Here is a 21,779-nt window from a genome sequence, read left to right on the forward strand (position 1 = left end):
TGCGTCATGCAAAATCCGACTGGAATATTTCCACCCGGTCAGATTTTGATAGAACCCTAAATGAACGTGGATTTAGAGATGCCTCCAATATGGCTAACCGCCTAAAAACAGCTCCATATTTACCGCAGCAAATACACCACAGTGCCGCTATACGCACTCAACAAACAGCTCAACTTGTCGCAGAAAAAATCAACCTATCCTCAGAATACCTTACCGCCCACCAAAGTTTATATGAAGCCGGAATCAATGAGTGTCTGAAAGTTATCCGTACAATACCGGATACCTTTCAAACAGTATTACTCGTTGGTCATAACCCAACTATTACGCATTTAGTCGGATACCTTACCCCCCAAAATATTACACACATGCCCACATCTGCCATAACCTGTATTCAGTTTGAGATAGGCTCATGGACAGCCATTGAGCCTCTACTGGGAAAATTTTATTGGTTCGATTACCCCAAAAATGAATTTATCCCTGTATATTTGTAAACGTAGCTACGTATTAAATAATAATTATGGATACCGCAATATACATAAGCCAACATACCGAACTGTTAGCCCATACATTAAAAAGCCTTAATGAATGTATTGTTATAGCTGATTCATCAGATATTATAAGATACGTAAATCCGGCCTTTGTGGAAACCTATGGTTATTCAGAGGCGGAAATTATCGGTAAGCCGTCTTCTATAATGTGGTCTGCTAAAAATAAACCTGAAGTTACTCAGAAAATTCTGGAAGAAACAAAGCTATTTGGCTCTTTTAGAGGAGAATTATTTAATCGGAGAAAAGATGGCTCAGATTTTCCTATTTTATTAGTTACTTCAATCGTCCGTGATGACGATAAAAATCCTATTGCTTTTGTAGGCATTTCCAAAGATATAACAGACATAAAGCAATACGAATTAGAATTACAAACCAGAGCCAAGACTATAGAGGAACAAAATAGAGCTATTTCTATTCGGAATGCTCAGTTTGAAATTGGCATCGAATATGCCAAGAGTTTACAGGTTTCATTACTAACCCAGCGAGAAACAATAGAGCGTTTTTTGTTCAATCCAGTATTTTTTCATCATCCAAAAGAGAAAGTATTTGGGGATTTTTTCTGGGCTGACCAAAAATTTGACAGATTGTTATTAGCCTCTGTTGAAGGTGGAGCTTCCGGAATTGCCGGAGCAATGCTTTCTATGCTGATTAATAATTATCTCAACCAAATTGTTTCAGATGAGCACTTAAACCAGCCCAATGTTATTTTGGAAAAACTACATGAAAAACTAAGTATTCATTTTAACAAAGAAGAGCCCTTAAATTTGGAAAAAGGGATTCATATTGGGCTGATTACAATCCCTAAAAATCTACGGTCGTTTAAATACAGTGGGGCGGACACTGATTTGATGTTGCTGCGGGACGGTCGCTGGATAAAACTTTCCGGAGATAAAGCAGATTTAGGATTTTTGGTTCAACGAACACACGGCAATTACAGACCTTGCTCCTTCATAACGCATAATCAATCGCTTAGGCCGGGCGATTATATGTTTATGTTTACCGGCGGAATTGTTCGGCAAATAAACCCCTCCGGTGAATCTCTCGGAGTAGAAAGATTGCTTGACTTTCTACAGACAAAAGAGCACAGTCCCGCCCAACAAGTTGAAAAATCATTAGAAGCCTTTATCCAAAAATGGAAAGGCTCTGCCGACCAAACCGAAGATTGGATGCTATTAGGATACCGGTTCTAAAACACTGATTTTCAATAAAATACCGAATTATAGTTAAATTGGTAAAAACATTACTTTTAGGCTACTATCATAATTTTTGCTGCATAAACCCAAATATCAGCAAACATACTTGCTTTTGGCCTAAATTCGCGCTTTAACTTATTCTATTATGAGCGTTCAAGACCTTCATACATCTGTTAAACAGTACCTTGCAGCAAATCAAGATAGATTTTTGGCAGAATTATTTGATTTATTACGGATTCCGAGCGTAAGTGCTGATCCTAAATATAAACCCGATGTTTTAAAAACAGCCGAATTGGTAGCAACCCATTTTTCCGCAATAGACTTAGAAAATGTTCTGCTGATAGAAACATCCGGATTTCCGGCTGTGTATGCAGAAAAAATATTAAATAAAGACTTTCCCACTGTACTTGTTTACGGTCATTATGACGTTCAACCCCCGGACCCATTAGACCTTTGGCAAACGCCGCCTTTTGAGCCTGTTATCAGAGAAGGAAAAATATACGCAAGAGGATCTTGTGATGATAAAGGGCAGTTTTTTATGCACACAAAGGCTATCGAAATCCTGCTAAAACTACAAAAACTGCCGGTAAACGTAAAGTTTTTAATCGAAGGCGAAGAAGAAGTGGGAAGTGCTAATTTAGAAACCTTACTTCAAAAATATCAAGAGAAACTTCATTGCGATGTTATTTTGATTTCAGATACCTCAATGATTGCCAATGATAGCCCCTCCCTAACGGTGGGTTTACGCGGGCTTGCCTATATGGAAGTAGAAGTCATTGGTCCCAATAGAGATTTACACTCAGGGGTTTATGGCGGCGCAGTAGATAATCCGGTGAATGTCTTGTGCGAAATCATCGCATCCCTAAAAGATGAAAAAGGCCACATCACCATCCCCGGATTCTATGACGATGTACTGAATCTTTCTACCGAAGAACGTAACGAAATGGCAAAACGCCCATTTGACAAACAAGAATATTTGGATCATTTAGATATACAAGATACTCGTGGTGAAGATGGCTATTCAATTATTGAGCAAACATCTATCCGGCCAACCTTAGATGTAAATGGAATTTGGGGGGGATACATTGGTGAAGGTGCTAAAACGGTATTACCGTCTAAAGCAAATGCGAAAATATCCATGCGTTTAGTACCTAACCAAAGTTCAGAAAAAATCATGAAGCTATTCACTGAACATATTCAGAAGATAGCTCCTCCGACAGTAAAAGTTACTATAACGCCGCATCATGGAGGAGAAGCTGTGGTAACATCCACAAAATCAACAGGATACTTAGCTGCCGAAGAAGCTATGTTGCAATCTTTTGGGAAAAAGCCTATTCCTACCCGTGAAGGCGGCTCAATCCCTATTGTAGCATTATTTACCAGCATTTTACAAGCTCCGGTAGTTTTGATGGGCTTCGGCTTAGATTCAGATGCTATTCACAGCCCCAATGAGCATTACGGCGTATTTAACTTTTTAAAAGGAATCGAAACTATTCCGTTATTTTATGCTCATTATGCTCAATTAACCCAAGAAAAGCACTAAGATAATGCTAACACGTTGTTTATACCTCCTTTGTTTGATTTTGGGTGGTTTTATGAATACACTCAATGCCCAGATTTTTCCAAATTTAGGGGGGCAACGGGTAGGTATTTCGGCTCTTTCATTTATGAAGTTAGACCATAATCCCAGAACTAGTGCTATGGGGGGAGCTGCTGCTGCTGTTTCAGGCGATCCATTTGCCTGCCAATGGAATCCCGCAGCTATAACGGACTTAACTTCTATTCATACTGCTGCTTCTGCTACCTTGTGGCCGGCTGGCTTAAATCAAGGAAGTTTTGTAGCCATTTTACCAACGCTAAAAACAGGAACCTTTGGACTATCGGCTGCATCTTTGACCAGCGGCCCTATGGAAAAACGAACCGAGTTTTTACCCAACGGAACCGGAGAAACATTCTATGTAACCAACACGGCTATCGGTGCTACTTATGCCAAAACCCTAACAGAAATGTTTAGCTACGGAATAACTGCACGATACATCAACGAAACAATAGACCAATTTTCAGCCCATACAGTAGCTTTTGACTTGGGATTTGCCTACAGAACAGACTTCAAAGACCTACGTTTCGCAGTGGTAATAAACAACTTTGGCCTAAACTCGAAACTAAAACCCAGATTAAAATCAAATATGGCTCCCGTTGATTTAGAAAGCTACGCCGCCCCAACAATATTCAGTATTGGTGCTTCTATGAACGTTTGGAAAAACGAACGAAACACGCTATTGGCAGCATTTCAGCTGAATCACCCCAGCGATAATGCAGAAAACCTCCGAATTGGTGTAGAATATAGCTGGAGAAATTTGCTCTATTTACGAGCCGGCTACAAAATTAACGTCCCTGACCAAAATTTACCAACTGCCGGAATTGGATTCAGAGGCAGAATAGCCCGAAACCCATTGCAACTCGACTATATGATTGAACCAATGCAGCGTTTAGGTTGGGCTCAACGGCTTGCCTTAACCCTCAGCATTAACCGCGAAAAACGTACCGATCCGGAAAACTCCCAGCCAAAGTAAAACCAACAAAACCCAATGACTATAGACGACCTAACCCGATTCCTCTTTTTTGACATCGAAACAGTTCGCTCAACCCATACATGGGAAGATTTATCAGAAAAATGGCAACATTTGTGGGCACAAAAAGCAGCTACTTTTCCCGAATTTAAACAAGGAACGGCTACTGCCGAGCAACTTTATCTCGAAAAAGCCGGAATATTCGCAGAATTTGCCAAAATAGTCTGTATCTCATTTGGCAGAATAGATAGTTTTAAAAACGAAAATCAAGAAACTTCCTACAAAATCAGCCTAAAAGCTATTCAAAACCACGATGAAAACCAACTCCTAAAGGAAACTTGCACCCTATTAACGTCTTTTTTTGATAGAAATATTAACCTATTAGCCGGACATAATATTAAAGAGTTTGATATTCCCTTTTTAGCTCGTCGCTTATTGGTTCAAAGTGAACCCTTACCTCCCCAAATCCAACAATTACGCGGTCGTTCAAAATTTGAAAATAAACACTTAGATACCTTAGAACTTTGGCGGTTCGGAGATTACAAAAACTACACCCGATTAGACCTAATCGCCGCTTGCTTAGGAATAGACTCTCCCAAAAATGACATAGACGGAAGCCAAGTAGGGGAAGTCTATTGGTCAGAAAATAATTTAGCCAGAATATCCGACTATTGCACATCTGACGTTGAAGCAACAGTTCAGATAGCATTGCGGCTCTTTGGCCATAATATCATAGACAATGTTGAAAGAAAATAACCTAAGAACAGATAAACTGTATTTACAATTACTGTTAGCCAGCGGTGTGTTGATTTGCTGCTTAGTGTTGATGCAGCAAATTGCTGTTCAGGTGATTGGCCCTTTATTTGGTATTTCATCGGAAAATACAGCTATGATGCTGGCTAACTTTACCTTTCAAAATTCCCAAGAAATACTTGCCTTCAAATGTATATTAGCTTCCATCCAAGCAGGGGCATTTGGCTTAGCAACATTGATATTGGTGTTGATTTATCCAGATAGAAAAAAGACTTTGGGAATTTCAACGCCTATTTCTGCTGTAACTGCGTTTTTGGTTATCTTAACATTACTTATTTCTTTACCGTTTATTCAGTTTACGACATTCAATCCGGAGACGTTTCATTTACCGGAAAGATTTAAAGAATGGGAACAAGCACTCAAAGATGCCGAATCTAAAACAGAATTAATGCTCAGGACAATTTTGAAGCAAGATTTAGCGTTGAATATATTGGTTGTAGCACTATTTCCGGCAGTTATGGAAGAGTTATTTTTTAGGGGCTACATCCAGCAGTTATTTCGCCAATATTATTCTGCGAGGGTTTCGATTATCTGTGCGGGATTCATTTTTAGCATAGCTCATTTTCAGGTTTATGGCCTGATTCCCAGAGCATTGTTAGGCATCGGATTAGGTTTTTTGTTGGAATGGAGCGGCAGCTTGTGGTTGAGTATTTTGGCACATTTTACCAACAATGCCATCAGTGTCTTAATTGCATGGTTCGTTTTACAGGGAAATATTTCTGAAAAATTTATGGATAATTCGTTCCAACCGCATTGGACTCTTGTGCTTTTATCCGCAATATTGGTTCTTTTAGGTTTAAATTTTATCAAACGAATTATTCAAAAAAACAACTGATAATGAATAATTTACAACAAAGAATTTTAACCGGAATTATTGCTGGATCGGCTGTTGTAGCCGCTATTTATAGTCATCCGGTTGGTTTGTTGGTTTTCTGCATCATTGTTTCTGTACTTAGCTATATCGAATACAAAAATCTACACGGACTAAGCAGCATAATAACAGCCGCATTGGGCGTTGGCGCAATTGCGCTGTGGGTAAGTGTTACAGCAAATTACTTTTTGCAACCAATTCATAATCAATTAATCTGGATGATACAACTGCTAATTATCTCATTTTCAGGTATTATCATTTTGTATCGTAAACCAATTCAGCAATCTTTTTTGCAATGGGCGGTAGCCTTAGCCGGCTATGGATATATTTTTATTCCATTTGTGCTGCTGTTTTGGCTTTCTTTTCCCAACGATTCTAAGGAATATCACTTTATGGGTTCTTTAGGGTTACTATTTCTTATGTGGACTGCCGACATTGGGGCTTATTTTGTTGGAAAATTTTTGGGAAAACATTATATATTTCCGAGCATAAGCCCTAAAAAAACGTGGGAAGGTTTTATAGGCGGGTTATTGCTAACGTTATTATTGGGTTACTTTCTGCAGCAATATCAGGCATTATCAGACAGAAATTGGGTTATTTGTGGCGGAATAATTGCCGTTTTGGGCTTGTATGGAGATTTATTTGAATCTCTGATGAAACGAAACGCAGATAAAAAGGATTCGGGATCGTTGCTGCCTGGCCATGGCGGCTTCTTAGATAGATTTGACGGCGTTTTTTTGGCAATCCCGCCGGTCTATGTCTATATCCAACTATTAAAAATAGTTTATTGAAAACCAGCAATTCATTTCCATAATTGATTTTGGATTAACTTTGTATCAACTAATTAAACAAATTATCTATGAACCATTATCTAAAACTATCCTTATTTGTGATCCTGATTTATTCTTCGGGCTGTAAGCCTAATGCTCCACAAACGAACAATACCGCTCCTACTGATGACTTTCAGTATTTTTCAGAGCAATTTGCAGATTTAAAGGTTTTACGGTATCAGATTCCGGGATTTGAAAAACTTGATTCCAAACAAAAAGAGCTTTTATATTACCTATACCAAGCCGCTCTAAGTGGCCGAGATATTATCTGGGATCAAAATTATAAGCATAATCTATTGATTCGCAGAACATTAGAGGCTGTACAAGAAAAATATACCGGAGATAGAAATAGCCAAGATTTCAAAAATTTTGAGATTTACTGTAAGCGGGTGTGGTTCTCTAATGGGATTCATCATCACTACTCAAATATGAAATTTATCCCCGAAATATCCCCGGAATATTTTGCGACCCTAATCAAAGAAACCAAAGCAGATTTTCCCAAAGAAGAAAAACAATCTCTGGATGAGTTTATCAAGTTTATAACACCCCTTATTTTTGACCCAAACGTTGCCACCAAGCGGTTAAACCAAGATGCTAAGCAAGATATGATTACAACTTCTGCCGGCAATTACTATGAAGGCGTTACCCAAAAAGAAGCAGAAGCCTATTACAGCAGCATTATAGATAAAAAAGACCATCAGCCTATCTCTTACGGACTTAACTCCAAAATGGTAAAAGAAAAAGGAAAAGTTACCGAAAAAGTTTGGAAAGTAGGCGGTATGTATGGCCAAGCCATCGAAAAAATCGTATTCTGGTTAGAAAAAGCCGTTGCCGTTGCCGAAAATGACGTTCAAAAGAAAACACTGCAATTATTAGTAGATTTTTACAAAACCGGCAGCCTGAAAACTTTTGATGAATACAACATTTCTTGGGTACAAGATACCGCTGCTTCGGTAGATGTCGTGAACGGCTTTATTGAGGTTTATGGAGATCCACTTGGCTATAAGGCTGCTTATGAATCTGTTGTGTCTTTCAAAGATATGGAAGCCACTAAACGTATTGATGCAATCAGCAAAAATGCCCAGTGGTTTGAAGACAATTCACCCCTAATTCCGGAACACAAAAAGAAAAACGTAACGGGAATTTCAGCCAAAGTGATTACCGTAGTAGTAGAATCCGGAGACGCTTCCCCCACAACGCCTATTGGAATAAACCTACCCAATGCTGAATGGATACGAAAAGAGCATGGATCTAAATCTGTGAATCTGGGAAATATCGTCAATGCTTATGACGAATCCGCCAAATCAAGTGGAATGCTACAAGAGTTCGCCGCTTCAGAAGAAGAAATGCAGCGAACCAAGCAGTATGGCGCATTATCAAGTAAACTGCATACCGATATGCACGAAGTCATTGGCCACGCCTCCGGCCAAATTAACCCCGGTATTGGTACTCCCAAAGAGACCCTTAAAAGCTACGCATCTTGCTTAGAAGAAGCCCGCGCAGACCTCGTCGCCCTTTACTACATCTATGACCAAAAACTCATTGATATTGGCGTTCTGCCCAACTTTGACGCTTCCAAAGCAGAATACGATGGCTACATCCGAAACGGCCTAATGACCCAACTTGTACGGATAAAAGAAGGAGAAGAAATCGAAGAAGCACACATGAGAAACCGGCAACTTATTGCAAAATGGGTATTTGAAAAAGGAAGTGCCGATAAAGTTATCGAAAAAATAACCCAAAACAATAAAACCTACTTTGTAGTTCGGGATTATGCGAAGCTAAGAACCCTTTTTGGGCAATTATTACGTGAAATTCAACGAATTAAATCCGAAGGGGACTACAAAGCCGGTAAAGATTTAGTCGAAAATTATGGCGTTAAAGTAGATGCAGAATTACACAAAGAAGTTTTAGAACGCTATAAAAAGCTAAATATCGCTCCTTACGCAGGGTTTATTAACCCAAAATTAGTTCCGGTAGAGCAAAACGGTAAAATAGTGGACGTAAAAGTAGAATATCCGGCAGACTTTACGAAGCAAATGCTTGAGTATGCCAAAGAATATTCATTCTTACCAACCCAAAATTAGTTAAGAACTCCTAAAACAGAATGAAGCCGCCAAAAACATTTGGCGGCTTCATTCTGTTTTATTAAGAAAATCAGTTTTTTTAAGTTATTAGCTAAGCAAACTACTTACTCTTACAAACTTAAATCAGTTCTTTGATAATATCTTCAAGCGAGCGTGTAATCTTAAAACCAGTTACTTGGCACAATTTAGAAATATCGGCAGTTCTTCTATCCATATCTTCAAAGCCTTTTCCATAGGCCTCTTCGTAGCTCATGTAATTTATCACAGAACTACTCTTGGTCATAGAAATAATTTTTTGCGCAAGTTCCTCGATGGTGATTTCTATAGGGTTTCCAATATTAAATACTTCTCCCATAGCTTTTTCTGTGCTCATTAAGGTAGTAATCGCTTGGATTGTATCTGAAACATGAATAAAACTGCGTTTTTGTTTACCTGTCCCATAAATTTGAATAGGTTCATTTTTTAGTGCCTTCTGAATAAAGTTTGGGATAACCATACCATACTGAGATAACTGCTTAGGTCCTACAGTATTAAAAAAGCGAGCTATAACTACCTTTGTACCAAATTCTTTGTAATAAGCCAATGCTAAAAACTCTCCCATAGCTTTGGTATTAGCGTATGCCCAGCGATGATTATATGTCGAACCCTCGATACGATAATCTGTTTCTGATAGTTTTCGAGTTTTTGTTAAATCTAAAAGGTCAAGGCTTTTTCCATATACTTCTGATGTTGAAGCTATTAAGATAGTTTTTTTATATTGATTAGCTAAATTAAGAATTACATCTATACCGCGAATATTTCCCAATATAGCTAATACCGGATTTTGCATGATATACTTAACTCCAACTGGGGCTGCAAAGTGGTATATATGGTCTGCCCACTGAACAAGAGACTCCATAAGGGGTTTATCTGCAACATCACCATAGATAAACTCAAAATTAGGATTCTGCTGCAATGCTTGGATATTTTCAATCCTGCCGGTTGAAAGATTATCTACTACACGAACAATTTGTCCAGATAACAATAAGGAATCAGCTAAATTAGAACCAATAAAGCCTGCCCCGCCTGTAATTAGAATATTCATAGAGAATTACCGTTGTTTTTTAGGATTAACGTCTTTTAGGTCTATCATTAGAGTATCTGTCGTTTCTCCTCTGCGGTCTATCTTCTCTATTATTATTGTGTTGTTGCTCTTCATTAGTACCTTCTTTTGGTGGTAGTAATGCTTTTCTACTCAGGCGAAACTTACCTGTTTTAGGATCTATTCCGGTAATTTTGATTTCAAATTCTTCTCCGATTTCTAAAACTCCTTCCATAGAAGCTAAACGGTCATGAGATATTTCTGAAATATGTAATAAACCTTCTTTACCGGGTAAATATTCCATAAATGCACCAAACTCCTTAATAGATTTTACTTTAGCTAAGTAAACATCACCTACTTCGGGAACTGTTGTAATGCCTTTTATCCAATTAGCAGCGGCATCTAAGCAAGTTTTATCTGGAGAAGATATAGTTACGATTCCTTCTTTACCTACTTCTTCTATCGAAATAGAGGTATTTGTAACGCGCTGTATTTCCTGAATAACTTTTCCGCCTTGCCCAATCACAGCACCAATAGTATCTTGAGGAATTGCCATTTTCAATATTCTGGGAGCATATTGAGATATATCTGTTCTTGGAGAAGCTATGGTTTCAAGCATTTTTTCTAAGATATGGGCACGGCCACGTTTCGCTTGCGCTAAAGCTTCTGCGATAATTTCATACGAAATTCCGCGTACTTTAATATCCATTTGGCAAGCAGTTAGTCCTTGCGTAGTTCCGGTTACCTTGAAGTCCATATCACCCAAATGATCCTCATCGCCCAAAATATCGGAAAGAATTGTATGTTGATTTTCGCCTACGACTAAGCCCATAGCAATTCCGGAAACTGGCCGAGTTATGTTAATTCCGGCATCCATTAAGGCAAGAGTACCGGCACAAACAGTAGCCATTGAACTTGACCCGTTTGACTCTAAAATATCTGAAACAACGCGGATAGTATATTCATTATCAGCAGGAATCATCGGTTTTAAAGCTCTCTCGGCAAGGTTTCCATGCCCTACCTCTCTTCTGGCAGGTGCGCGGAGTGGCTTGATTTCACCCGTAGAATATGGCGGAAAATTATACTGCAGCATAAAACGCTTAACACCTTGAACGGTAGCTAAATCAATCATTTGCTCATCTAATTTTGAGCCAAGCGTAACGGTAGTTAAACTTTGTGTTTCCCCGCGTGTAAATATTGCTGATCCGTGCGCGCGAGGTAAATAAGAAACTTCACACCATATTGGGCGAATTTCATCAGGCTTTCTACCATCTAAACGCAATTTGTAATCTAATACTTGGCTTCTAACTACATGATATTCAACCTCATTGAAGAATGAGGTAATCTCCTCTTTTCTATCTAATATATCAAAGCCGGTACGCTCCGAAAAAGAATCTATTAATTGTTGCAGAATATCTTTAATTTGTTTCCGGCGTTCGTCTTTGGGAAGTGAAGCACGTACAATTGCCGTAAGCGGCTCAGTTGCAAATTCGGCAACAGCTTGGTATAGAACTTCATCTCTTTGTTTTTGCTCATACTGACGTGTAGTTAGATTTACCTCAGAACGAAGTTCTCTTTGCAGTTGATTTAATGATTTAATTGCATCATGGGCAACCTTGATAGCGTCAAGCATGATTTCTTCTGAAACTTCACGCATCTCTCCTTCAACCATCACAATAGAATCATCGGTAGCAGCTACTATCAAGTCTAAATCATTTCCTTCGCATTGGCTTATACATGGATTAATGTAAAAAGTACCATTCTTGCGCAGTACACGGACTTCCGATACAGGGTCAGGAAAAGGAATATCTGAAACCATCAATGCTGCCGAAGCCGCTAAGCAAGCCAATGAATCTGCTTGATGCTCTCTATCAGAAGAAATTAAGTTGATAATCACTTGAATATCTGCATGATAGTCATCAGGAAATAATGGACGTATAGCTCGATCTACCAATCGAGATATTAGAATTTCATAGTCGCTGATTTTGCCGTCGCGTTTGAGAAACCCTCCGGGAAAACGCCCCGTAGAAGAAAATTTCTCTATGTAATCAACGGATAATGGCAAAAAGTCAATTTCCGGGCGAACTTCTTTATTGGCTACAACGGTTGCTAAGAGCATTGTTTCACCACAGCGTAAGACTACGGAGCCGTCTGCCTGCTTGGCTAAACGTCCCGTCTCTATGGAGATGTTCTGGTTTCCGACCGTTACGGATTTGGTAATACTTCGCATAGTTATGCCGTCTCAAAATTAACGGCGAATTCCTAATTTTTTAATCAGTACCCGATAGCGCTCAATATCTATGCGGCTTAAGTAATTTAGTAATCTGCGACGTTTTCCAACTAATTTTAAGAGAGAAAGTTCTGTGGATTTATCGTGCCTATGTTGCTTTAAATGCTCTGTTAAGTGTGCTATTCGGTGGGTAAAAAGAGCAACTTGTGATTCCGGTGAGCCGGTGTCTTGCGCATCTCCGCGGAGGCTATTCTCCTGAAAGATAGTGCGTTTTTTCTCTGTGTTTAAATACATATTTGTACGTCCCTGTAAATGAACCCGCAAAGTAACGGCTTTTTGTGCAAAAAACAAAAAACCTTTTCAAATTTGCAGCATGAACGCTTTCCAACAAACAAGCTATCAATTTCCGCGTCAAACCGCTTTTTATCGGGGAAAAGTGCGTGATGTCTATGAAATTGAAGAACAAGTATTGGTCTTGATTGCCAGTGACCGTATTTCGGCATTTGATGTAATCCTCCCAGCTCCTATTCCACACAAAGGCCAGGTTCTAAATCAAACGGCGGCCTATTTTTTAAATTCCCTAAAAAATATTGTCCCAAACCATTTTTTGGTTTCTCCTGACCCAAATGTAACACTTGCTTTAAAGTGCAATCCTTTTCCGGTTGAAGTTGTAGTACGCGGCTACCTCTGTGGGCACGCATGGCGCGTGTATGCAGCCGGTGAAAGAACCCTGTGCGGAAATAAGTTGCCAGACGGATTACGAGAAAATGACCCTTTCCCAGAGCCAATCATTACGCCAGCCATCAAATCTAAATTTGGCCATGATGAAGATATTTCTGAATATGAAATTCTGAAATCTAAGCTCTTAGATGAAGAAGATTGGTTTCCAATTCGGCATTATGCGCTACAATTATATCACGAAGGAACAAAATCTGCTGAAAAACAAGGGCTTATCCTCGCTGATACAAAATATGAGTTTGGAACTTTTGAAGACAAAATTCTATTGATTGACGAAGTGCATACGCCTGACTCTTCGCGGTATTTTTGGGCTGATGGATTTAGTGAACGCCAGCAAGCCGGCGAATCTCAGATGCATCTTTCAAAGGAATTTGTGCGGGAATGGCTTCTCTCGCAGGGATTTCACGGCCAAGAAGGAGCATCGCCTCCGCCAATGTCTTCCGAAATCATCACAGAAATTCGGCAACGATACATCCAACTGTATGAGCAAATTACCGGTCAGCACTTTGAACCCAGAAATTATTCCGCCAGCACAGAACAAGAATTATTTGAAAAAACAGTACAAACACTACTCGATATGGGGCTAAAAGTGTAACATAAAAAAGAGGCTGCCCAAAAAATTTGGGCAGCCTCTTTTTTATAAGATACTTGTTATTGTGGAATAACAAACGTCATCCCGAGATTAATAGCTCCTACAATATTGGTAGCTGTTTCACGAACTTTGGGTGATGGGTTGTTTGCATCCGGAGTAAACCAAATAAATGGATTAGTAGGGTTATCTCCAAATCGGTGATAACGGTCTTTCCAGTATTTTACGTTGCTAAATGTACCAAGTGTTTGACCACTATTAGTTTTGTAAGATCCGCTAATGGTAGCATCCTTGTTTTCAGCATTAGAAAGGCTGTAATCAAAGCGGACATCGAAGTTAATATGGATTCTATCGCTGACTTTAAAGATAACTCCCATTCCGAATACGGCATCAAAGAGGGTTTTACTAAACTGTGATTCGTTAAACTGAAAGGACATAGTTTGACCTAATGTTTTGTTGGTAATGCTGCCATTTACTCCGTCAATTTTGATGTCTGTGAAGCCGTCATAGCTGTGTTCTTCCTTAGATCCCATTAAAAAAGATAATTGCGGACCTAAGAAAAAGGAGAACATAGTTCCGGCATCCGGCGAGGTATTAAATTTAAGCAATAAGGGCATTTTGAAGTAGTTTAGATTTGTAAGTCCCTTAATATCATGGGTTACCGTTTCCACTGGGCTCTTATAGGTACCTTTCCATTTTTGCCCTTGGCTGGAGTATAAAAAGTTTAATTCCAAACCAATGTTATCCGTAAAGTGGTATCCGCCAAAGATACCGCCTGACAAACCATACTTATAGTCATAATCTAAGGTTGAGTTAGCATCTGCGTCATTTTGGTTTCGCAGCCACGTAGATTGTGGGGAAACTTTAAAACCCAAATGAAATCCTTTTTGGCCAAAAGCGATATTCTGGCTCAGTACATAAACAGTAAGTAGTAAGAGTAATTTTTTCATTTCTCTGTTTTTTTCAAATATACAGCAAATATATGTGAAAAGTATTTATACAAAGGTAGGGGTTTTATTTTTAGGAGATTTTTGGCTTGTGATTTAATAATCAATCATTTCTGTGGGTATCTATTTTCGTATTTGCTTTTTGTAAGAAGGTTTAAAATTCCGTAACTTGCCCCCATGTTTGTTTTTCAAGTTGCCGGTAATAGCTATCAAGTATCTGGTAATACTATAAACAATGTTGATTATCAGCCTAATATATGTAGTTTAGAAACTAACTCATGGCATATTTTGTTGGATAATTTTTCGTATCGAATCCAATTATTAGAATGGGATTCGGCGGAAAAGACTATTCAGTTTCAGATAAACGGAAAATCAATTTTGTATAAATACTTAGATGAGCAAGATATTTTACTGCAAAAATTAGGATTAAATAAATTAGACACACAAAAAAATAGCATCATAAAAGCACCTATGCCCGGTCTAATTCGCAAAATATTGGTAAACCCGGGAGATACTGTGCAAAAAGGAGACTCTTTGCTCGTTTTGGAAGCTATGAAAATGGAAAATGTCCTAAAAGCATCTGCTAACGGAACTGTTCAAACTATAGAAGTAACAGCAATGCAAGTGGTCGAAAAAAATCAAATCTTAATTAAATTCCAATAATATGTTGTTTCAAGGTCTTGGTGTTGCGCTGGTTACGCCTTTTCATGCGGATGGAAGGTTGGACAAAACCGCCCTACGAAATTTAGTAAAGCATACTTTACCACATGTAGATTTTTTAGTTCCATTAGGCACAACGGGAGAAAATCCGGTATTGTCAGATCTTGAAAGCCAGCAGGTTATAGAAATTGTTTTAGAAGAAAATCAAGGGAAAAAGCCAATTTTAGTTGGTTGTGGTGGAAACGATACCCGCAAGGTTTGTTTACGTATTGAGCAATATACCAAACTATATCCGATTCAGGGTTTTTTGAGTGTTACTCCGTATTACAATAAACCTTCCCAAGCCGGCCTGATTTTGCATTACAACCAAGTTGCGCAGGCTACCCAATTGCCGATAGTTTTGTATAACGTTCCGGGTAGAACGTCTGTAAATATGCTTCCTAAAACCGTATTGGAAATTGCCCATGCACATCATAACATTGTAGCTATCAAAGAGTCATCAGGGAGTTTAGAACAAGGGATGGAGATTTTTCGCTCAAAGCCGGCTCATTTTTCGGTTCTTTCCGGTGATGATCCCTTAGCCCTTCCCGGAATAGCACTCGGCTTTTCAGGGCTTATTTCTGTGGTAGCCAATGTTTTTCCGGCAGAAACAGCTCAATTAGTTCGGCTATGTCAAAAACAGTCGTTTGAATCTGCCTTAAAAATCCACTATTCATTACTACCAACTATTTCTTTATTATTTCAAGAGGGAAATCCAACGGGCATTAAAGCCTATCTTGCTGAAAAAGGCATTTGTGGTTCACACACCCGCTTACCCGTTCCCCCGGCATCTAATCAATTAACTAAAGCCATTCAACAAGATATTGAACGAATTCAAGGCGAATTTGTATTGCTATCAACATGATTGCACTGATAACCGCTACGAATCGTTCTAATAGCTATTCCAGTAAAATTGCTGCCATTTATGATAAATTTTTAACAGAATTAACCGAAGAACCTGTTTTTCGGTATTCTTTAGACCAGTTGCCTGCAGATTTTCTGGCCTCAAACCTATACGGAAAAAGAAGCGATAACTTTATACCCATAGAAGCAGCTATGCGTGAAGCGAATAAGTACTTATTTGTTGTTCCGGAATATAACGGGAGTTTTCCTGGCGTTTTAAAGCTATTTATAGATTCATTGAAGCCGCAGGAAACATTTTATGGGAAAAAGGCCGCTTTGGCAGGTGTTTCCAAAGGAAAATTTGGAAATATTCGCGGGTTAGACCACTTAGTATGTGTCTTAAACTACCTGCGAGTTATAGTTCTTCCCAATCGTGTTCATATAATTTCAGTACATCGCATCTATGACGAAGCTACTCAATCCCTTGATCCTACGAATACAGAAGATATTCGTACCCAAATCAAGCAGTTTGTTGAATTATAGTTTTTCTTAAAAACCTGTTTTTTAAATACTTACAAAATAAGTTTATTTTTTCTTTGACATTCAACCTTTTTGTTGCAACTTTGTTGCAACAAAAAGGGTATGCGTAAAATAGGAGATTGGTTGGGAATTTTCAGCACAACGGTTTGTTTAATACATTGTATTGCAACGCCATTGTTGATATTGGCTTCCGGCTTAGTGTTGGGCTATGAAGGTATTGAATATGTTTCTTTGTTGGGGGCTTTTGTTGCTGTATATTTTGTTTGGTCTCATTCTCGCAATAAAGTTACCAAAACTGCATTAGCGTTTGGTTTGGTTTTTTTAACGATTGGAATTTGTGCGGAGCATTTTACAGAGCATTTTATGCAATTAGTTCCCTACGTAAAATATGCCGGATCCGGTATCTTGATAACTACTCATTTAAACAATATTCGCTCAAAACACTAAGGAATTATATTTTGTAATTTTCTTTGAATAAGGAATTTACAAAAAATCACGTAATTCGGGATGGGTTTTCTTTTACAAAGTTTTCCCAATTACTGTTGGCTTTAGGCTTTCGTGATGATGTTTTTGGGTTTAAGGTTTTTTCAGTTTGGTACTGAAATAGGTGGCATACAGCAACGGCTAAGGCATCGGTAGCATCTAATAATAGTTTTTCGGTAGGAAATTGGTTTCCGAATAGTTTTTGGAGTACAAACGCGACTTGTTCTTTGGTGGTGTTTCCATTACCGGTTACAGATTGTTTGATTTTTCTGGGGGCATATTCAAAAATAGGGAGTTTATGCTGCAAGGCAGTTGCCATAGCGATTCCCTGTACACGGCCTAACTTTAAAAGTGTTTGTATATTTTTTCCATAAAAGGGAGATTCTATGGCAAAATAGTGGGGCTGAAATTGCTGAATGATATTATTTAGCTGTTCAAAAAGGGTTCCAAATTTCTCATAATCAGATTGTTCTGTTTTTTCAAGATGAAGTACGCCGATGGTAATAAGTTCGAGGCTATTTGCTTTCATAGCGGCTACGGCATAACCGGTAATTTGCGTTCCGGGGTCAACGCCCAACACAATGGTATTAGTTTCTTTCGTCGTCATCAAAGATGTCATCAGAATAACGTTTTTTTTCGGTTAGTTTTCCTGATTCAGAGTAGTAACGCCAAGTTCCTACTTTTTGTCCATTTTGGTAATAACCGGTTTCAGCTTTTTTTCCGTTAGGGTGGTAAAATGTGTATTTCCCGTGTAAGCGGCCATCTTTGTAGTTAGCAACAATTTTATGGGTTTTATCGGGATAATCTTCAACATATTTACCATTTTGTTTTTCTTTATCTAAATCATTGTTGTTTAGATTGTTTGATATTTCTTCTTGCGTGCTTGAGTCTGGTTCAGAGGTGGCGGCTTGTGTATTTTTCAGGATAGTGTCTTCGGCTTGGTAGTGAAAGCCGAACTTCATTGAGTAATGGTCTTCTTGGCTTGCCCAGTGGATGCCTCCATTTCGGAATGCTTGGATGTAAGGAGCATTTTTTTCGATGCCGGATAAGTTTTCTTTGGAAACATAGTTCGGGATTATGCGGTACAGAGATGGCATATACCAATATGCCCGAATAGTTGATTTCGCAGGTGTATTTTTCCAAAAGGCAGAATAATCTGTCTTCTTAGCCAGAATTTTTTCACTGTTGTAGCTGTCTAAGGTCGCTTTAAGGGTTTCTAAGTCATTGGAAAACAGAACAAAGTTACCAACGGTAGCAAAAAAAGGTCTGTCAAAACTGGCAAATAACTTTCCAAATAGTAGTTTGAAGAGTCCTTTTATTTCGAGGTAACGAATGTCATGGCCGTTATAGTCAAGTAGGTCAAATTTTAGGGGTGTTTTTCTTTTTACCTGCCTGACCATCAGGTCTAATCCTATTTTTGCTTTGTCGGGTTCTGCTGTATGCAGCACCATTAGATGGCCCGGCTTGGTGGAATTGGATTTTGGGATAACTGCCAATGCTATTTCCTGCCCAATCCAAGATAAAAAATGCTTTTCAAGGTCATAATTAAGCCATTTCTGTATTTTGTCTAAGTTTTTTTGCCAATTAGAGGTCTTTGCGTTGCCCTCATTATATTGCTTTTTTAATGCTTGCCAAAATGTATCCCAATCTTCAAAACCAATACTGCAATATAAAGCAGTATTGGTTGGTAAAATATTGTGTATCAATGGTTCAGCAGGAGAAACACCTTGTAGTGCATGAAAGTATGTTTGGTTGGTGTCATTGAGCAAAATAGCTCCTTCTAACCACACTTCTTGGTTGTCTAAATTGATTTGGATACCGGCAAAGGAAAGCATTGTAGCTAAATCTTTGGTAAAATGATCGTCATCTTGAAAATAAATTCTGAGATAATCATCAAAGCGGTTAAATTGGATATAGAGATTAGCTAAGCCGGTTTCTGTAAGTTGTTGTGTTTTAAGTAGATTAGGGTCAGTAGCTAAGGTTGGATTTTGGGCTGCTTCGAGAGAGGCTTCTACCAAAGACGGAGTATAGCTTGCTAATAGATAATTTTGATATAAGCATAAAGTAAGAATATCTCGATTTTTGGGGTCATAGAGTTCAATCAGTTCATTTCCTTGAAAAGATCGTTCTGTAACTTTAAATCCTTGCTGACCGGCAATCGTTCTAATTAGCTTTCCTAAAAAATATATTTTGCTAATTTCTTGTAAATCAACGATATACAGGAAGTCGTAATCTTTAAGGCGGGTTAAATGGGCTGATATTAACAATTGTCTGGAGCCTAAGAAACTAAGCGTACTTTCATTTTGCTGGATTAGGGAATCTAAGAAGAGGCAGCTATTATTTATTTCTGCAAATTCCGGGTGGGTTCTCAGATGTTTCCAAAAGTTAGTTTGCCGAAGTGTGTTCCATGCTTGGATAGGTTCATGGGTTTCTACCACAAACACAGTATTGGCAGGTACTAAGCCCCATGAGCGCGTAGCCGGTGTTTTTTTTAGGAAATATAAATATCCTACGTAACCCAAACCGGCTATTACCAACAAGAAAAAAAGCCATTTAGCTACTTTCATGGTGATTTTTTGTCATTTTGAGTATCTATATCTTGGGGAGTAGGAGTGTTTAGTTTATCCAACATATCCAGCACTATGGTATGTAAATCGCCCCGATTGGGAAGAACTCCCATCATTCCATACATAGCTGCTTGCCGTTTGGGTATTCCTTCACCACCCATATTGCTACCAAAGGAAGTTAATTTGCTAACTACTTTTTCCGGTAATAGTCGGGTTAGTGTTTTGGCTATTCCTACTACTACTTTGTTTGAAACTTTATTAAGGCTAAATTTTTGTACTTTTTCGCAGGCTAAGGATAGGTCATTAATAAATTCATCAACAAAAGGGGTATTTCCGAATGAGATTGTTAGGTGTATAGATGGCGGAAGTTGCTGTCTATCTAATGCCCAGCCTTTTAAGGTGAGTTCATCTGCTACCTGATAGATGTCAAATTTATCTGAAGCGAGGGCAAGTACAGTAGCTTCTGGGTTTGAAATCACATATAAACCGGATATTTTTTTTACAGCTTCTTGGATTTTAAGGCTGGCATCCATCACTGATTTGGTGAGTTCTAAGTAGCCCTCTATTCCTAAGTGGTTGATTAAAGCCCATGCAGAGGCTATTGCGCCTCCTGGTCGGGTACCCGTTATGGTGGCAGAAGCATAAAGTCCGCCCGTCCACTCTGTATAAGCAAAGAACTGATGCCTGCGATAGCTTTTATCTCGGTACAAAACGACCGATGTTCCCTTTGGGCAATATCCGTACTTATGTAAATCAACAGACATAGAGCGCACTCCCGGAACCCGAAAATCAAATACCGGAATCGGATAGCCTAATTTCTCTACAAAAGGGAGCAGCATACCCCCAACACAAGCATCTACATGAAGCCAGATGTCGTATTCTACGGCAAGGTCTCCCAACTCAGCAATTGGATCAACAAGCCCATGCGGATAAGAAGGAGATGAACCTACTATCAAAATGGTATTTGGATTAATTATTTTTCGGACAGCTTCAGTATCCACTCTGCCGTCTGGGCGCAGTGGAGCATGATGAATGGTAAGGTTAAAGTAATGAGCTGCTTTATCGAAGGCGGGGTGTACAGAGACAGGGACTATTATTTCCGGTTTCTGAATGTGGGTTTTGTAGGCACATGCACGCTCGCGGGCAGCAAATACCGCCATCAAAATACTTTCGGTACCTCCGGCAGTCATACTCCCGGCTCCATTTTGGGGCAAATTGAGTAAATCTCCAACCATAGATACTGTTTCTGTTTCAAATTTCCGAAGGCTTGGGAAAGCACTGATATTTAGACCGTTTTCACAGAAAAAACGAGTATAGGCTTCTTTTGCAAATTGCAAAATCTCCTCTCCCGGGTAATATACCAAACTGAATGTTCTTCCTTTTTTCCATACAACATCTTGCTTAGCGGATTCTTCCATACGGGAAAAAATAGTGCTTTTTAAGGTTTTGTTTTGGGGAAATATAATTTTTGTTGATTCCATAGGCGTAAATTAACGCACTTTAATTTCCAAATTTAAAGCATTTTTGTATAATAACTGTACCATCGTGATAAACAAAATAATCAACTGCTACGCGAACTATTTAGTTTTTTTTAAGTAAATAGCTATCAACTTGATAGTAATTTACAGTATAATAATTCTAATGTTCCACCAATGAATTGTTTATTATGATACAGCCATGGTTCTCAGTGTCTTATATGGAGGATTTAGAAGATAGTTTGTATATGTATAAAATTTTTTACATAAATTTGGGTAATTTTTGGCCATGCGCGGATTAAATAAAGTTTTATTAATTGGAAAATTGGGAAAAGATCCTGAAATTCAGACTCTTGAAGGTGGTGTTACTTTAGCTAAGTTCTCATTAGCTACGTCTGAAAGTTACAAAGATGATAAAGGTATTTTACATTCAGAAGCAGAGTGGCATAACATTTTGCTTTGGCGTAATTTAGCAGAGTTAGCTGAAAAATACCTAAGAAAAGGAAGTACTATTTATCTTGAAGGTAAGATAAAATCCCGCAGCTATGAAGATAAAGCCGGTAATAAAAGATATATAACAGAAATTGTGGGTGATAGCTTTATTATGCTGGATAAAAAAACCGAAACTCAACAACCACCGTTGTAAAATAGCCCTTCTAAAAAAACAACAGTAGC

Annotated in this window: 21 protein-coding genes; 14 read left to right on the forward strand and 7 right to left on the reverse strand. The window is 38.6% G+C overall.

Annotated features, from left to right (window positions below; genetic code table 11):
* From LC115_07350 to LC115_07385, 8 genes are all read left to right on the forward strand, one after another.
* On the forward strand, positions 1 to 491 hold a 491-nt coding region (locus LC115_07350), incomplete at its 5' end, for a histidine phosphatase family protein (GenBank protein ID MCZ2356487.1).
* Positions 492 to 517: 26 nt separating this feature from the next.
* A complete protein-coding gene (locus LC115_07355; GenBank protein ID MCZ2356488.1) occupies positions 518 to 1,738 on the forward strand; it encodes a PAS domain S-box protein in 1,221 nt (406 codons plus the stop codon).
* A 148-nt stretch (positions 1,739 to 1,886) separates the two neighbouring features.
* Complete coding sequence (locus LC115_07360; GenBank protein MCZ2356489.1) at positions 1,887 to 3,284, forward strand: dipeptidase; 1,398 nt, start codon at positions 1,887 to 1,889, stop codon at positions 3,282 to 3,284.
* 52 nt (positions 3,285 to 3,336) lie between these two features.
* On the forward strand, positions 3,337 to 4,314 hold the full coding sequence (locus LC115_07365) for a PorV/PorQ family protein (protein MCZ2356490.1): 978 nt from the start codon (positions 3,337 to 3,339) through the stop codon (positions 4,312 to 4,314).
* A gap of 15 nt (positions 4,315 to 4,329) precedes the next feature.
* Positions 4,330 to 5,067 carry a ribonuclease H-like domain-containing protein gene (locus LC115_07370; GenBank protein MCZ2356491.1) on the forward strand — a complete coding sequence of 246 codons (738 nt, stop codon included), beginning with the start codon at positions 4,330 to 4,332 and terminating at the stop codon, positions 5,065 to 5,067.
* Entirely contained in the window at positions 5,051 to 5,959 is a 909-nt protein-coding gene (locus tag LC115_07375) for a CPBP family intramembrane metalloprotease (protein MCZ2356492.1), read from the forward strand. Before LC115_07370 ends, LC115_07375 begins: the two co-directional genes overlap by 17 nt.
* Positions 5,960 to 5,961: 2 nt before the next feature.
* Positions 5,962 to 6,786, forward strand: coding sequence for a phosphatidate cytidylyltransferase (locus LC115_07380; protein ID MCZ2356493.1), 825 nt, complete (start codon positions 5,962 to 5,964; stop codon positions 6,784 to 6,786).
* A 68-nt stretch (positions 6,787 to 6,854) separates the two neighbouring features.
* Positions 6,855 to 8,912 carry a dipeptidyl peptidase 3 gene (locus LC115_07385; GenBank protein ID MCZ2356494.1) on the forward strand — a complete coding sequence of 686 codons (2,058 nt, stop codon included), beginning with the start codon at positions 6,855 to 6,857 and terminating at the stop codon, positions 8,910 to 8,912.
* Between the two features lie 118 nt (positions 8,913 to 9,030).
* On the opposite strand, the gene LC115_07390 is transcribed toward LC115_07385, so the two are convergent.
* Genes LC115_07390 through rpsO form a run of 3 tightly spaced genes read right to left on the reverse strand, consistent with a single transcriptional unit; the run spans position 9,031 to position 12,517 of the window.
* Positions 9,031 to 9,996 (reverse strand): GDP-mannose 4,6-dehydratase, encoded by a 966-nt coding sequence (locus tag LC115_07390; protein MCZ2356495.1) that lies wholly within the window; start codon positions 9,994 to 9,996, stop codon positions 9,031 to 9,033.
* Positions 9,997 to 10,021: 25 nt separating this feature from the next.
* Positions 10,022 to 12,223: a polyribonucleotide nucleotidyltransferase gene (locus LC115_07395; protein ID MCZ2356496.1), complete on the reverse strand. Its 2,202-nt coding sequence runs from the start codon at positions 12,221 to 12,223 to the stop codon at positions 10,022 to 10,024.
* Positions 12,224 to 12,241: 18 nt separating this feature from the next.
* A complete protein-coding gene (gene rpsO / locus LC115_07400; GenBank protein ID MCZ2356497.1) occupies positions 12,242 to 12,517 on the reverse strand; it encodes a 30S ribosomal protein S15 in 276 nt (91 codons plus the stop codon).
* Positions 12,518 to 12,596: 79 nt separating this feature from the next.
* Between rpsO and LC115_07405 the strand changes: the two genes are divergently transcribed.
* Positions 12,597 to 13,556, forward strand: a complete 960-nt coding sequence (locus LC115_07405) for a phosphoribosylaminoimidazolesuccinocarboxamide synthase (GenBank protein ID MCZ2356498.1) — start codon at positions 12,597 to 12,599, stop codon at positions 13,554 to 13,556.
* Positions 13,557 to 13,612: 56 nt separating this feature from the next.
* Here the strand turns inward: LC115_07405 and LC115_07410 are convergent, their stop codons facing one another.
* Positions 13,613 to 14,500, reverse strand: a complete 888-nt coding sequence (locus LC115_07410; GenBank protein ID MCZ2356499.1) for a PorT family protein — start codon at positions 14,498 to 14,500, stop codon at positions 13,613 to 13,615.
* Between the two features lie 174 nt (positions 14,501 to 14,674).
* On the opposite strand from LC115_07410, the gene LC115_07415 reads away from it, so the two are divergent.
* The 4 genes from LC115_07415 (at position 14,675) to LC115_07430 (ending at position 17,026) form a co-directional block, all read left to right on the forward strand.
* Complete coding sequence (locus LC115_07415) at positions 14,675 to 15,160, forward strand: acetyl-CoA carboxylase biotin carboxyl carrier protein subunit (protein ID MCZ2356500.1); 486 nt, start codon at positions 14,675 to 14,677, stop codon at positions 15,158 to 15,160.
* 1 nt (position 15,161) lies between these two features.
* Positions 15,162 to 16,061, forward strand: a complete 900-nt coding sequence (gene dapA / locus LC115_07420; GenBank protein MCZ2356501.1) for a 4-hydroxy-tetrahydrodipicolinate synthase — start codon at positions 15,162 to 15,164, stop codon at positions 16,059 to 16,061.
* Positions 16,058 to 16,582: an NAD(P)H-dependent oxidoreductase gene (locus tag LC115_07425; protein MCZ2356502.1), complete on the forward strand. Its 525-nt coding sequence runs from the start codon at positions 16,058 to 16,060 to the stop codon at positions 16,580 to 16,582. The genes dapA and LC115_07425 overlap by 4 nt, the downstream gene beginning before the upstream one ends.
* Positions 16,583 to 16,681: 99 nt before the next feature.
* On the forward strand, positions 16,682 to 17,026 hold the full coding sequence (locus LC115_07430) for a MerC domain-containing protein (protein MCZ2356503.1): 345 nt from the start codon (positions 16,682 to 16,684) through the stop codon (positions 17,024 to 17,026).
* A 46-nt stretch (positions 17,027 to 17,072) separates the two neighbouring features.
* Here LC115_07430 and ruvC read toward each other — a convergent pair whose 3' ends face one another.
* Genes ruvC through LC115_07445 form a run of 3 tightly spaced genes read right to left on the reverse strand, consistent with a single transcriptional unit; the run spans position 17,073 to position 21,110 of the window.
* The gene (gene ruvC / locus LC115_07435; protein MCZ2356504.1) at positions 17,073 to 17,669 is read right to left on the reverse strand and encodes a crossover junction endodeoxyribonuclease RuvC; all 597 of its coding nucleotides are present in this window, start codon (positions 17,667 to 17,669) and stop codon (positions 17,073 to 17,075) included.
* Positions 17,650 to 19,629, reverse strand: coding sequence for a DUF3352 domain-containing protein (locus tag LC115_07440; protein ID MCZ2356505.1), 1,980 nt, complete (start codon positions 19,627 to 19,629; stop codon positions 17,650 to 17,652). The genes ruvC and LC115_07440 overlap by 20 nt, the downstream gene beginning before the upstream one ends.
* A complete protein-coding gene (locus tag LC115_07445; protein MCZ2356506.1) occupies positions 19,626 to 21,110 on the reverse strand; it encodes an aspartate aminotransferase family protein in 1,485 nt (494 codons plus the stop codon). Before LC115_07445 ends, LC115_07440 begins: the two co-directional genes overlap by 4 nt.
* 283 nt (positions 21,111 to 21,393) lie before the next feature.
* On the opposite strand from LC115_07445, the gene ssb reads away from it, so the two are divergent.
* On the forward strand, positions 21,394 to 21,750 hold the full coding sequence (ssb, locus tag LC115_07450; GenBank protein MCZ2356507.1) for a single-stranded DNA-binding protein: 357 nt from the start codon (positions 21,394 to 21,396) through the stop codon (positions 21,748 to 21,750).
* Positions 21,751 to 21,779 lie beyond the last annotated feature (29 nt).

Source organism: Bacteroidia bacterium (assembly GCA_026932145.1).
Classification (GTDB): Bacteria; Bacteroidota; Bacteroidia; order J057; family JAIXKT01; genus JAIXKT01.